Origin of the sequence: Achromobacter pestifer (assembly GCF_013267355.1) — a bacterium.
Lineage (GTDB): Bacteria > Pseudomonadota > Gammaproteobacteria > Burkholderiales > Burkholderiaceae_B > Achromobacter > Achromobacter pestifer_A.
This window is the reverse complement of record NZ_CP053985.1, coordinates 2,292,510-2,304,938: the sequence shown is the minus strand read 5'-3', so window position 1 is coordinate 2,304,938 and position 12,429 is coordinate 2,292,510. Positions and strand designations below refer to the sequence as shown.

The window sequence follows — 12,429 nt, the reverse complement described above, 5'->3', positions numbered from 1 at the left end:
GCTGCCTGTCCTGTATCAAGCAAGGAGCGTGCCAGTCGGGGCTTCCCCGCTGGACAGCCCGGGCCACGCGTGCGAAAGTAGATTTTCAAAGCGGGTGATGTGCAGTAGCGCCCCTCGAAGACCGGCCCGCCGCCGGGCCGCCCCAAGGCGGGCCAGCCCCCTTGGGGGGCAGCAAGCCCGCGCAGCGGGTGCGGCGTGGGGGCACTTTCCCTGTCGCTTTTTGCGACATCGTCGCGGAACAGGTGTCGCAGAATGCCTGTCCCAGGAGACATGCATGGCCACTCAGTCCCGTCAGCACGCGCTGACGCAAGCGCGCCTGCTGTTCAACCAGCAAGGCGCGGTGCCCGGCGGCATGGTCGCCGAGCCCATCCTGCGGTCGTGGCGGCGCTGCGCCGACCTGGGCTTCGACATGCGCGGCGTGCGCCGCGCCGAACTCATGACCCAGGGCGAGCTGCGCGAGGCCCAGCAGCGCAACGAGGCGCTGCGCCGGCTGTCTGAACCCGCCATGTCCCTGCTGCGCCGCCAGGCCGGCGGCAGCGGCGGCTTGGTCATCCTGTCCGACGCGCAAGGCCTGGTGCTGGACTCCGACGGCGACACCGGCTTCGCCCAGCGCGCCTCGCGCGTGGCGCTGATGCCCGGCGCGCCCTGGGACGAAGCGGCGGCAGGCACCAACGCCATCGGCACGGCGCTGGTGGAAGGCCGGCCCATTGCCGTGCATGGCGCGGAACACTATTTCGAACCCAACCGTATCCTGACCTGCGCTGCCGTCCCCATTACCGACAGCGAGGGCCGCACGCTGGGCGTGCTGGACCTGTCCAGCCCCGCGCGCGACCTGCGGCCCGATGTGCTGGAGCTGGTGCGCGCCGCCGTGGACCTGATCGAGCACCGTTTGTTTGAACAGGCCTACGAGCAGCACGCCGTGCTGCGGCTGCACGTGGACCATGCCGGGCTGGGCGCGCCCGGCGAGGGCCTGCTCGCCTTCCAGGGCGACCTGCTGATCGGCGCCAACCGCCGCGCCTTGCAGGCGTTGGGCCTGGCGCCCACCGCCCTGGGCGTGTACCGCTACGCCGACGTATTCGATGGCGATATGGAACGCTGCCCCGACGCGGCCGGCAGGGTGCAGGCGCGCTCGGGCGCCGTGTACCACGCGCGCTTGCGCTGGCCGCGTTCGCGCGCGCCGCAGGCGCCCGCGCGGCCAGCGCTGCCGCCCGCTGCAGGCCCGCGTCCCGCCGCGCCGAATTTCGATGCCGCGACCCTGGGCGCGCTGGCGCGCGCCGTGCACCTGTCGGATGCGGGCGTGTCCATCCTGCTGCAGGGCGAAACCGGCGTAGGCAAGGAAGTGTTCGCGCGCCAGCTGCATGCGCGCAGCCAGCGCGCGTTGGGGCCTTTCGTGGCGGTGAACTGCGCGGCCTTGCCTGAAAGCCTGATCGAATCCGAACTGTTCGGCTACGAAGACGGCGCCTTCACCGGTGCGCGGCGCCAGGGCAGCAAGGGACTGCTGCGCCAGGCGCATGGCGGCGTGCTGTTCCTGGACGAGATCGGCGATATGCCGCTGATGCTGCAATCGCGCCTCTTGCGCGTGTTGCAGACGCGCGAAGTTTCGCCGCTGGGCGCGGCGCGGCCGGTGTCCGTGGACTTCGCGCTGGTGTGCGCGACGCACCGGCCTTTGGCGCACGAAGGGCCCGATGCGCCGGTGCGCCCGGACCTGTATTTCCGCATCGCCGAATACACCGTCACGCTGGAGCCGCTGCGCGCGCGCGCCGACCGCCTGGAATTGCTGCGCGGCCTGTGGGCGGCGCAAGGCGCGGGACCGGTCCTGCCGCCCGATATCGAAGCCATCCTGGTTGCGTACGCGTGGCCAGGAAACTATCGGCAACTGGTGGCCGTGCTGCGTACGCTGCACGTGCTGGCGGGGCCGGCGGGCGTGGTCGACGCCGACATGCTGCCTGCCGACATTCGCGGCGCGGCGGCAGCGCCGCAATCCACGGGCGGCGACGCGGATCCCGCAAATCTGCAGGCCATGACGGACGCCGCGATCCACAACGCCCTGGCCGCCCATGGCGGCAATGTCAGCCGCGCGGCGCGGGCGCTGGGCGTGCACCGCAGCACGCTCTATCGCCGCTTGCCGCGTCCGGCCTAGCGAAATTTTCCGCTTTCTGCGCGCGCCGTTGCGGCGGTGCGCAGGCGCCTGGCGTGTGCGCGCAAGGCGTGCACAAAAACTATCTTTTGAAGATAAGTTAACTATCCCAGCGCAAGGGAAGAACTGCTTACGATGCCCCCATCCCCTTCAACCCAGGTGATGACATGGCAAGCAACGAGCTGTTCTACGACGACTTTGAAATAGGCCGTCTCTTTCCCCCCAGCCGCTACAGCATCTGCGCCGCGGACAGCGACGCGTTCATCGGCACCTTCGAACATTCCCCAGTCCTCGACGGCAGCGGCCGTGCCGTATCGCGGCAGGGCGGCGGCGCGCCCGTGCGCAGCGTGCATCCGGTCCTGGTCGGCAGTTTCCAGCCGCAGCATGCGGCCTTTGCCTGGCCGACGGGCGTGCTGCACGCCCGCGAGAAAGTCCGCCTGCTGGCGCCCGTGTATCCGGGCGAAGAACTGGAGGCCAGCGTGCTGGTGAAGGACAAGTACCTGAAGAACGATAAACGCTTCGTGGTGCTGGAGATCACCGTCCGCAAGCTGGAAAACGCGCGCGTCGCCCTGGTGGCGGAACGCAGCCTGGTTTGGCCCAACTGAGGAGGCCCGCATGGAATTCAAGGTAGGCGACACGTTCCGTTGCGCCGCGCGCGGCGTGGGGCAGGAAGACATCAACCGCTTCGGCGCCTTGCACGGCACCACCGGCCGCACGCACACCGATCCGGAGTACGCGCGCAACAGCGTCTTCGGCGGCGTCATCGTGCAGGGGGCGCTGGTCATGGCGCCGGTGCTGGACATGGTGGCCGACTTGCTCGGCGACGCACGGTTCGATGGCTGCGAGATCGAGGCGAAGTTCGTGGCGTTCACGCGGCCGGGAGACGCGGTGGACGTGGCGTTCGAAGTGACCCGCAGCGAACCCGGATGGCTGGAGCTGGCGTATGCCTGCGCGCTGCCTGATGGAAAGAAGGTGCAGGTGGGAACCATCACCCGCCGCCGCGGCTGAACACTGGCCGCAACACAAAACAAGCATAAGGAGACAATCTTGAAACGCATCCTGCAAAGCCTGGTCCTTTCCTGCGCGGCCATGAACGCGACGGTCGCGCTAGCCGCGCCGTATCCCGACAAACCCATCCGCATGATCGTGCCCGCCGCGGCCGGCGGCGCCGCCGATACGCTGGCGCGCATGATAGGCCGGGGGCTGACGGAGAAATTCGGCCAGCCCGTGGTCATCGAGAACAAGCCCGGCGCGGCCGCCATCGTGGGCATGTCGGCCATCGCCAAGGCGCCCGCCGACGGCTACACCCTGGGCATGACCTTCTCGGGGGCGATGTCCATCAATCCTTCGCTGTACCAGCAGCTGCCCTACGACCCGGTGAAGGACTTTGCGCCCATCACCATCGTGGCCGTCTCGCCCCTGGTCATTGCCGTCAGTCCCAAGCTCGGGCCGAAGTCACTGGGCGAATTCCTGGCCCTGGCGAAGAAGGATCCCGGCAAGCTGACTTTCGGTTCGGCCGGCACGGGATCGACGCAGCATCTGTCCATGGAGCTGCTCAAGTCGACCGCGGGCGTGGACATGCTGCACGTGCCTTACAAGGGCAGTTCGGCGGCGCTGGTCGACGTGCAGTCGGGCTTGATCTCCGCCGTCAGCGACAACGCGATCACGCTGGTGCCGCTGATCCAGTCGGGGCAGCTGGTGCCCCTGGCGGTGGAAACCGCGCAGCGCATCCAGTCGCTGCCGCAAGTACCTACCGTGGCCGAATCCGGCTATCCGGGATTCCAGGCGGCAGGCTGGTATGGGCTGCTCGCGCCCGCCGGCACGCCGCAGCCCGTCGTGGCGCAGCTCAACGCCGCGTTGCGCGAGATGGTGGGCAAGCCCGACTTCACGCAATGGCTGCGGCAACAGGGCATGGAGCCGCAGACTGATACGCCCGAGGGCTTCGGGCGCTACATCGGTCAGGAAAAGGACAAGTGGGCCCAGGTCATCAAGACGGCCAAGGTGCCGCTGCAGGCATCGCGCTGAACACCGGCGGCGAGGCCGCCATCACTCCAGGACAACCATGCAAGCCGTAACTTCCACGCTTAGCGGAAACATCCGCGCCATCGTCATCGACCATCCACCGGTCAACGCCACGTCACAGGCGGTGCGCGCCGGCCTGCTGCAGGCCATTGAGCAGGCAGTGGGCGATGACGAGACCCAAGCCATCGTCATCGCCTGCGCCGGCGCTACCTTCGTGGCCGGGGCCGACATCAAGGAGTTCGGCAAGCCGCCGCTGGACCCGCACCTGTCGGAGGTGATCCACGCCATCGAATCCAGCGCCAAGCCCGTGGTCGCGGCGATCCACGGTTCCGCGCTGGGCGGGGGGCTGGAACTGGCCCTGGGCTGCCACTACCGGGTGGTGGATGCGCAAGCCCGCCTGGGCCTGCCCGAGTCCACCCTGGGCATCATCCCCGGGGCTGGCGGCATCCCCCGGCTGCTGCGCTTGGCGGGCATCGACAAGGCGCTGGACATGGCCGCGGGCGGCAAGCCGATAGGCGCGGCAGAAGCGCTGGAAGCCGGAGTGGCCGACGCGCTGGCGCAGGACGATGTCCGGGCCGCCGCCATTGCGTTCGCCCAGCGCCTGCTGGCGCAGGGCCAGGGGGTGCGGCGCACACGGGAATTGCCGGCGCAGGCCTGCGAACCTCAGGTGTTCGAAGCCGCGCGCGCCAGGTTCCAGGCCAGCCATCGCGGCCAGTTGGCGCCGCAGGCTTGCGTCGATGTGGCCGTGCGCAGCGTCGCCTCGAGTTTCGAAGACAGCGTGGCCTATGGCCGCGAGCGGTTCCGGGAACTGGTGACGTCGCCCCAGGCGCAAGCCTTGCGCCACGCCTTCTTCGCCGAACGTGTGGCGACCAAGCCCGCCGGCCTGCCGGCCGAGGATGCGGCGCCGGTGCGCAAGGCAGGCGTGGTCGGCGCCGGCACGATGGGCACGGGGATCGCGATGTGTTTCCTGAATGCGGGTATCCCTGTGGTGCTGGTCGAGCAGAACGAAAAGGTGCTGGCGTCCAGCGTCGAGACCATAGGCAAGACCTACCGCAACGACGTGGCGAAGGGACGCATCACCGAAGCCACGCAGCGCGCGCGCGGCGACGCGCTGACGCCGACGCTGCAATACGAGCCGCTGCGCGACTGCGACCTCGTGGTGGAGGCCGTCTTCGAGGACATGGGCATCAAGCGGCAGGTGCTGGCCAGTATCGAAGAGAACCTGCGGCCGGACGCGCTGATCGCCACCAATACCTCGTTCCTGGATATCGATGCATTGGCAGCGGGCCTGCGCCGTCCGGAGAATGTCGTCGGCATGCATTTCTTCAGCCCCGCCCACATCATGAAACTGCTGGAGAACGTGCGCGGCGCGCGCAGTTCGCCGCGGGCGCTGGCCACGACCCAGGCCTTGGGCAAGCGCCTGGGCAAGGTGGCGGTGATGGTGGGGGTGTCCGACGGCTTCGTCGGCAACCGCATGCTGGCGCGACGCACCCGCGAGTGCTACTTCATGCTGGAGGAAGGCGCGCTGCCCGAGCAGGTCGACCGCGTGCTGTGCGAGTTCGGCTTCCCGATGGGGCAGTTCCAGCTGAACGACCTGGCGGGCCTGGACGTTGCCTGGCGCAACCGCCAGAGCCGGCTGGACCGGTTGAGCGAACGCGAGGCGGCCTGCAATATCCTCGACGAAATCGTCGCGGCGGGACGGCTGGGGCAGAAGACCGGCGCGGGATTCTATACCTATGACGCGCAGCGCAAACGTTCGGTGGACCCCGCCATTTCCGAACTGATCGTGCGCAACGCGGAAAGGCGCGGCATCACGCGGCGCGCCATTTCCGACGACGAGATCCTGGAGCGCTGCCTCTACGCCATGATCAACGAAGGGGCGCTGATCCTGGGCGAAGGCGTCGCCAGCCGGCCGGAAGACATCGACACCATCTGGCTCAACGGCTACGGCTTTCCGCGCTGGCGCGGCGGTCCGATGTTCCATGCGGACCAGATCGGCGCGGCCCGCATCTGCGAGCGCATCCGCCACTACGCCAGCCAGGCAGGCGAGCTGTACTGGACGCCCGCGCCGCTGCTGCTCGCCCAGGCGCGCGACGGTGGCGCTTTCCATGCCCGCTGAGGTTTTTCCTTCTCTCATCCACGTACACACATCCTATGTCTAACAGAGAACCTCCGCTTGGCGGCATCACGGTGCTGGATATGACCCGCATCATGGCGGGCCCCTGGTGCACACAGAACCTGGCCGACCTGGGCGCCGAAGTGCTGAAGATCGAACGCCCGCTGTCGGGCGACGACACCCGGGGCTGGGGGCCGCCCAACCTGATGGACGCCGAAGGCCGGCGCACGCAGGAATCGGCGTATTACCTGGCCGCCAACCGCAACAAGAAGTCGTTGGCGCTGGACATCGCGACCCAGGCCGGCGCGGACGCGGTGCGCCGGCTGGCAGCCGGCTGCGACATCTTCGTCGAGAATTTCAAGGTGGGCGGCCTGCGCAAGTACGGCCTGGACTACGCCAGCCTGCGGGAGCTGAATCCGCGCCTCATCTATTGCTCCATCACGGGCTTCGGCCAGGACGGGCCCTACGCGGAAAAGCCCGGCTATGACTTCGTGATCCAGGCGCTGGGCGGATTGATGAGCATCACCGGTGAAAAGGATGCGCTGCCTGGCGGCGGTCCGCAAAAGGCCGGCAATGCCGCCGCCGACCTGATGGCGGGCATGTACGCCACCAGCGCCATCCTCGCGGCGCTGCATGAGCGCAGCCGCAGCGGCCTGGGCCAGCACATCGACATCTCCATGCTGGATTGCCAGGTAGCGGCGCTGGGCGTGCAGAACTTCAATTACTTCCTGTCTGGCGAGGTGCCGCGGCGCGAAGGCAATGCCCACGTCAACCTGGCGCCTTACCAGGTGTTCGAGGCTGCGGATGGCTATGTGGTGCTGGGGGTCGGCAACGACGGCCAGTTCCAGAAGTTCTGCGCGGCCGCGGGACGCCCGGATCTGGCCGAGGACGAGCGCTATCGGACCAATACCGGCCGCGTGCTCGGCAAGGGCACGCTCATTCCCGATCTGGAGCGGTTGTTCCTCACGCGCGGCCGCGACGAATGGGTCAGCCTGCTGGATGCCGCCGGGGTGCCGGTGGGCGTGATCAATGACATCGCCCAGGTCCATCAGGACCCGCAGGTGCGGGCGCGAGGCCTGAAGTTCTCGTTGCCGCATCCGGTTTGCGGCAGCGTGCCGCAGGTCCGCAGTCCGATGCGTTTCTCGGGCAGTCCGGTCGCCTACCGCAATGCGGCACCCTTGCTGGGCGCCGACACACAGAGCGTCTTGAGCGCCAGGCTCGGATGCACCGAAGCCGAAATCGCGGCGCTGCAACAGCCCGCGAACCATGGAGAATCACGATGAGCAGCGCACCAACCGCCGACACGGGGACGCAGAAGCAGTACTTCGACCATCTGGCGCAGGGGCGCTTCCTGATCCAGCGCTGCGCGGATTGCGCGCGCCACGTGTTCCATCCGCGCGAAATCTGCCCGCATTGCGGCAAGGATGCGCTGGCCTGGGTCGCGCCAGCGGGACGGGCCACCGTCTACAGCTGCACCACTGTTGCGCGCAAGCCCGAGGCCGGCGGCGACTACAACGTTTCGTTGGTCGATCTGGAGGAGGGCGTGCGGATGATGTCCAACGTTGTGGGCATGCCGCCTGAGCAGGTGCGCATCGGCATGGCGGTAAAGGCCGTGATCGGCGAGCGCGACGGCGCCGCCGCCGTGCTGTTCGAGGAGGCGCGGCGATGAACTACCGGCAACTGCGGGGTAAGACGGTCATCGCCGGCGTCGGCCACTTCGGCCTGGGCCAGGCGCCGGGCTATACGGACATGGAACTGCTGGTGCGGGCCGCCCATGCGGCAGTGCGGGATGCGGGCCTGCAGATGCGCGACATCGACGGCATCGCGACGTCCAGCGTGGCGGCCAGCATGTGGCCGATGTCCGTCATCGAAACCCTGGGCATCCGCCCCACCTATATCGATGGAACCTGCCTGGGCGGCTCCAGCTTCATGTCTTACATCCTGGCGGCAGCCCATGCGCTGGATTCGGGGCAGTGCAACGCCGTGCTGGTCTGCTACGGCAGCGCGCAGAAGACGGCCGCCGTCGGGCGCTCGGCGATCGCCGCCACGCGCAAGGCGCTGGATCCCCAACCCTACGAAATGCCCTATGAGCCGCTGAACCCGCCCAGCGCCTATGCGCTGGCCGCCAAGCGCCACATGCACGAGTTCGGTACGCGCCGCGAGGACCTGGCCGAAGTCGCGGTGGCGGCGCGCCGCTGGGCGCAACTCAATCCCGAAGCCTATTCCCGCGAGCCCCTGTCGATCGACGACGTGTTGGGCGCCCGCAGGGTATCGGATCCCCTGACGGTCCGCGATTGCTGCCTGGTGACGGATGGCGCGGGCGCCTTCGTGATGACGCGGGCCGACCGCGCGCGGGATCTGCCGCAACCGCCCGCCTACATCCTGGGCAGCGCGACGGCCGTATGGAACCGCCAGATATCCGCGATGGAGAGCCTGACCACCACCGCGGCGCGCCAGTCGGGCGCGCTGGCGTTCGAGATGGCCGGGTACCGCCCGGCCGACATCGACGTGGCGCAGCTGTACGACGCCTTCACCATCAACACCATCCTGTTCCTGGAAGACCTGGGATTCTGCGCCAAGGGCGAGGGCGGAGCCTTCGTGCGCGACGGCGGCATCGCCCCGGGCGGCAGGCTGGCGGTGAACACGAACGGGGGCGGGCTGTCCTGCGTGCACCCGGGCATGTACGGGGTGTTCCTGGTGATCGAAGCGGTGCGCCAGCTGCGCGGCCAGGCGGGCGAGCGGCAGGTCCGGGATGCGCGCCTGGCGCTGGCGCACGGCAACGGCGGCACGCTGTCCAGCCAGTCCACGGTCATTCTGGGCGCCGAGGGTACCTGCTGAGGTCCCGCCTCAGGCGGCCCGCGCGATCCCGTAGATTTCCTCGATCAGGGCGGCGCGGACCGATTGCCGGTTCCACAGCAGGCCGACGCTGCGGAAGTGCTCGTCGCCCGGCAGGGGGATCTTGCGCAGCCCGGAGTCCGGGCGCAGTTCGCCGGCGCCGTCCGGCACCAGGGACACGCCCAGTCCCTGGCCCACCAGCAGTGCGATGACCTCGATGGACGCGGTTTCGATCCGTATCTTGGGCCGTATGCTGTGCTGCCGGAAGTAGTTGGCGGCGAGCTGTCCGCCCCACAGCTTGCGGTCGTAGCAGATCAGCGGATTGGCGCGCAGCAGCTGGTGCGGGTCCGTTTCGGTCAGCGAGGCCGGCGCCAGCACCACCAAAGGCTCGTCGCGCACCCGCCGCCATTCCAGGTTCTTGGGCATCTGGAACTGCGGCTGCAGTATCAGCGCCGCGTCCATCTCGCCGTCACAGATCTTGCTGTAGAGATTGACGGAATAGCCCTTGACCAGGCTGATTTCCAGATTCGGATACCGGGCGATGAGCCGCGCCAGCAGCGTGGGCATCAGCGTGGTCATGGCCGAATCGAACGCGCCCAGGGTGAGGTGGCCGAACACCACCGGCCCCTGGGACGCGGCCTTCAGGTTGCGCACCTCTTCCATGACGTGCTTGGCCTGCGCCAGGATTTGCGCGCCTTCGACCGTGGGTTTGACGGTGCGGCCGGAACGCACCACCAGCTTGAAGCCGAGCTCGTCCTCGACCTTCTTGATGCGCTGGTTGACCGCTGCCGGCGTCAAGCCGTTCTTGCGCGCGACCTCGGCGATCGAACCCTGCTCGATGACCTGGATGAAATTGAGCAGGAAGGTGGTGTCCATGGGCTCCCGGGCGGGCGGTCAGCCCATCAGGCGCGCAAGTTCCGCGCCCGGATCCTTGGCGCGCATGAAGGCTTCGCCCACCAGGAAGGCATTGACCTTGTGCTGGCGCATCAGCTGCACGTCTTCCGGCCTGAGGATGCCGCTTTCGGTCACGACGCGCTTGCCCGCGGGGATCTGGGGCAGCAGGTCCAACGTGTTCGACAGGCTGGTCTCGAAGGTGCGCAGGTTGCGGTTGTTGATGCCGAGCAGCGGCGTCTTCATGGTCAGCGCGATCTCCAGCTCCTTGGTGTCGTGCACTTCCACCAGCACGTCCATGCCCAGTTCCATCGCCAGCGTTTCATAGTCGCGCAGTTGCGCGGGGCTGAGCGCGGCCACGATCAGCAGCACGCAGTCCGCGCCCATGGCGCGCGCGGCGATGATCTGGTACGGATCGATCACGAAGTCCTTGCGCAGCACCGGCAGCGAGCATGCCGCGCGCGCCTGGCGCAGGTGGTCGTGGGAACCCTGGAAGAACTGCACGTCGGTCAGCACCGATAGGCAGGCCGCGCCGTGCACCGCGTACGAAGACGCGATTTCCGGGGGGACGAAAGGGTCGCGCAGCACGCCCTTGGAGGGCGAGGCCTTCTTGATTTCAGCGATGACGCCGGGCTTGCCTTGCGCAATCTTGTCTTCGATGGCTTGGGCAAAGCCACGCACGTCCTGCCGCGCCTGCGCTTCGCGCAGGACTTCGGCTTCGCTGCGCATCTGGCGAGCGGCGGCGACTTCCTCGGCCTTGACGGCGAGGATCTTCGCGAGAATATCGTTCATTTCAGGAATTTCCGGGTATATGCGCAGAATTCTTCCAGCTTGGCTCGAGCCGCGCCGGTGGAGATCAATTCGAATGCTAGTGCTAAGGCTTCGGGAATGGAATCGGCTTTATTGCCAGCATAGATGGCGAGTCCCGCATTGAGCGCGACGATGTCGCGGGCGGTGCCCTCGACATTTTCAAGCGCCTCTATGACAAGCTCGCGCGATTGTTCGCGATTGGACACCTTGATGCTCCGGTTGGACATCATGGATAGCCCGTAGTCCTCGGGATGGATCTCATATTCGAGGACTTTTCCGTCCTTGAGTTCCCCGACCAGGGTGGCGCCGCCCAGCGAGGCCTCGTCCATGCCGTCCTTGCCGTGCACCACCAGCACATGGCGCGAACCCAGGCGTTCCAGCACGCGCACCTGGATGCCGACCAGGTCGGGGTGGAATACGCCCATCAGCTGGTTGGCGGCGCCGGCCGGATTGGTCAGCGGGCCCAGGATGTTGAAGATCGTCCGCACGCCCAGCTCCTTGCGGACGGCGGCCACGTTCTTCATGGCGCCATGGTGGGCAGGCGCGAACATGAAGCCGATGCCGGTGGCCTGGATGCACTCGGCCACCTGCTCGGGCGTGAGCACCAGGTTGGCGCCCAGGGCTTCCAGCACGTCGGCGCTGCCGCTGGAGGACGAGGCGCTGCGGTTGCCGTGCTTGGCGATCGGCACGCCGGCCGCCGCCGCTACGAACATGGCGGTGGTGGAAATGTTGAAGGTGTGGCTGCCGTCGCCGCCGGTGCCGCACATGTCCAGCAGGTCGGCCGGGTTGGGCGTGACCACGGGCGTGGCGAATTCGCGCATGACCTGCGCGGCCGCGGTGATCTCGCCTATGGTTTCCTTTTTCACGCGCAGGCCCATCAGCAAGGCGCTTGCGATCTGCGGCGACATTTCGCCGCGCATCAGCATGCGCATCAGATGCAGCATTTCGTCGTGGAAAATTTCGCGGTGTTCAATGCAGCGCGTCAGCGCTTCGGCGGGGGAAATAGTCACGATGCGTCCTTCTTAGGCGAGGTTCAGGAAATTGCGGAGCAGGGCATGGCCGTGCTCGCTGAGCACCGACTCGGGATGGAACTGTACTCCGTATAGCGGCAGGGTCTTGTGGCGCACGCCCATGATGTCGCCGTCCGGCGCGGTCGCGGTCACGGCCAGGCAGTCGGGCAGGGTGGCGGGGTCTATGGTCAGCGAGTTGTAACGGATCACGGTGTACGGGGTGGGCAGACCAGTGAAGAGGTCCGTGCCCGTGTGCGAGATTTGCACCGTCTTGCCGTGCATGATCTGCTGCGCCCGCACGATGTCGCCGCCGTAGGCCGCGCCGATGGCCTGATGGCCCAGGCATACGCCCAGGATGGGCTTCTTGCCCGCGAAGGCCTGGATCACGGGCACCGAGATGCCGGCCTCGGCCGGCGAGCAGGGACCGGGCGACACGCAGATGCGGTCGGGGTTCATGGCGGTGATCTCTTCCAGCGTGATCTGGTCGTTGCGCGCCACGCGCACGTCCTCGCCCAGTTCACCGAGGTACTGAACCAAGTTGTAGGTGAAAGAGTCGTAGTTGTCGATCATCAACAGCATTTAATTCTCCTGTAGGGCCGCCCGGCGGC

The 12,429-nt window shown here is 67.6% G+C and carries 12 protein-coding genes; 8 read left to right on the top strand and 4 right to left on the bottom strand.

Features of this window, described 5'->3' with window-relative positions; genetic code table 11:
• Nucleotides 1-274: 274 nt before the first annotated feature.
• The 8 genes from FOC84_RS11165 to FOC84_RS11130 all read left to right on the top strand — a co-directional run bounded on the left by FOC84_RS11165 (nucleotide 275) and on the right by FOC84_RS11130 (nucleotide 9,113).
• Nucleotides 275-2,140 (top strand): sigma-54-dependent Fis family transcriptional regulator, encoded by a 1,866-nt coding sequence (locus FOC84_RS11165; RefSeq protein ID WP_173144476.1) that lies wholly within the window; start codon nucleotides 275-277, stop codon nucleotides 2,138-2,140.
• Between the two features lie 164 nt (nucleotides 2,141-2,304).
• A complete protein-coding gene (locus FOC84_RS11160) occupies nucleotides 2,305-2,742 on the top strand; it encodes a MaoC family dehydratase (protein WP_173144475.1) in 438 nt (145 codons plus the stop codon).
• A 10-nt stretch (nucleotides 2,743-2,752) separates the two neighbouring features.
• Nucleotides 2,753-3,145: a MaoC family dehydratase gene (locus tag FOC84_RS11155; RefSeq protein ID WP_173144474.1), complete on the top strand. Its 393-nt coding sequence runs from the start codon at nucleotides 2,753-2,755 to the stop codon at nucleotides 3,143-3,145.
• Nucleotides 3,146-3,184: 39 nt separating this feature from the next.
• Nucleotides 3,185-4,162 carry a Bug family tripartite tricarboxylate transporter substrate binding protein gene (locus FOC84_RS11150; protein ID WP_173144473.1) on the top strand — a complete coding sequence of 326 codons (978 nt, stop codon included), beginning with the start codon at nucleotides 3,185-3,187 and terminating at the stop codon, nucleotides 4,160-4,162.
• Between the two features lie 37 nt (nucleotides 4,163-4,199).
• Complete coding sequence (locus tag FOC84_RS11145; protein ID WP_173144472.1) at nucleotides 4,200-6,278, top strand: 3-hydroxyacyl-CoA dehydrogenase NAD-binding domain-containing protein; 2,079 nt, start codon at nucleotides 4,200-4,202, stop codon at nucleotides 6,276-6,278.
• Between the two features lie 35 nt (nucleotides 6,279-6,313).
• Nucleotides 6,314-7,558 (top strand): CaiB/BaiF CoA transferase family protein, encoded by a 1,245-nt coding sequence (locus tag FOC84_RS11140; RefSeq protein WP_173144471.1) that lies wholly within the window; start codon nucleotides 6,314-6,316, stop codon nucleotides 7,556-7,558.
• Entirely contained in the window at nucleotides 7,555-7,944 is a 390-nt protein-coding gene (locus tag FOC84_RS11135) for a Zn-ribbon domain-containing OB-fold protein (protein WP_173144470.1), read from the top strand. The genes FOC84_RS11140 and FOC84_RS11135 overlap by 4 nt, the downstream gene beginning before the upstream one ends.
• Nucleotides 7,941-9,113: a thiolase gene (locus FOC84_RS11130; protein WP_173144469.1), complete on the top strand. Its 1,173-nt coding sequence runs from the start codon at nucleotides 7,941-7,943 to the stop codon at nucleotides 9,111-9,113. The genes FOC84_RS11135 and FOC84_RS11130 overlap by 4 nt, the downstream gene beginning before the upstream one ends.
• 9 nt (nucleotides 9,114-9,122) lie before the next feature.
• Here FOC84_RS11130 and FOC84_RS11125 read toward each other — a convergent pair whose 3' ends face one another.
• From FOC84_RS11125 to FOC84_RS11110, 4 genes are read right to left on the bottom strand one after another with little or no spacing between them, the layout of a single operon-like run.
• Nucleotides 9,123-9,986 (bottom strand): LysR family transcriptional regulator, encoded by an 864-nt coding sequence (locus FOC84_RS11125; RefSeq protein ID WP_173144468.1) that lies wholly within the window; start codon nucleotides 9,984-9,986, stop codon nucleotides 9,123-9,125.
• 18 nt (nucleotides 9,987-10,004) lie between these two features.
• Nucleotides 10,005-10,793, bottom strand: coding sequence for an indole-3-glycerol phosphate synthase TrpC (gene trpC, locus FOC84_RS11120; RefSeq protein WP_173144467.1), 789 nt, complete (start codon nucleotides 10,791-10,793; stop codon nucleotides 10,005-10,007).
• The gene (trpD, locus tag FOC84_RS11115; RefSeq protein ID WP_173144466.1) at nucleotides 10,790-11,821 is read right to left on the bottom strand and encodes an anthranilate phosphoribosyltransferase; all 1,032 of its coding nucleotides are present in this window, start codon (nucleotides 11,819-11,821) and stop codon (nucleotides 10,790-10,792) included. The genes trpC and trpD overlap by 4 nt, the downstream gene beginning before the upstream one ends.
• Before the next feature lie 12 nt (nucleotides 11,822-11,833).
• Nucleotides 11,834-12,400 carry an aminodeoxychorismate/anthranilate synthase component II gene (locus FOC84_RS11110; RefSeq protein WP_173144465.1) on the bottom strand — a complete coding sequence of 189 codons (567 nt, stop codon included), beginning with the start codon at nucleotides 12,398-12,400 and terminating at the stop codon, nucleotides 11,834-11,836.
• Nucleotides 12,401-12,429: the final 29 nt, after the last annotated feature.

Excerpts from the sequence above, each read along its gene's own strand:
- FOC84_RS11135 (WP_173144470.1), top strand. The coding sequence starts at position 7,555 with ATGAGCAGCGCACCAACCGCCGACACGGGGACGCAGAAGCAGTACTTC.
- trpC (WP_173144467.1), bottom strand. The coding sequence starts at position 10,793 with ATGAACGATATTCTCGCGAAGATCCTCGCCGTCAAGGCCGAGGAAGTC.
- FOC84_RS11165 (WP_173144476.1), top strand. The coding sequence starts at position 275 with ATGGCCACTCAGTCCCGTCAGCACGCGCTGACGCAAGCGCGCCTGCTG.
- FOC84_RS11140 (WP_173144471.1), top strand. The coding sequence starts at position 6,314 with ATGTCTAACAGAGAACCTCCGCTTGGCGGCATCACGGTGCTGGATATG.
- FOC84_RS11160 (WP_173144475.1), top strand. The coding sequence starts at position 2,305 with ATGGCAAGCAACGAGCTGTTCTACGACGACTTTGAAATAGGCCGTCTC.
- FOC84_RS11145 (WP_173144472.1), top strand. The coding sequence starts at position 4,200 with ATGCAAGCCGTAACTTCCACGCTTAGCGGAAACATCCGCGCCATCGTC.
- FOC84_RS11155 (WP_173144474.1), top strand. The coding sequence starts at position 2,753 with ATGGAATTCAAGGTAGGCGACACGTTCCGTTGCGCCGCGCGCGGCGTG.
- FOC84_RS11130 (WP_173144469.1), top strand. The coding sequence starts at position 7,941 with ATGAACTACCGGCAACTGCGGGGTAAGACGGTCATCGCCGGCGTCGGC.
- FOC84_RS11110 (WP_173144465.1), bottom strand. The coding sequence starts at position 12,400 with ATGCTGTTGATGATCGACAACTACGACTCTTTCACCTACAACTTGGTT.
- FOC84_RS11125 (WP_173144468.1), bottom strand. The coding sequence starts at position 9,986 with ATGGACACCACCTTCCTGCTCAATTTCATCCAGGTCATCGAGCAGGGT.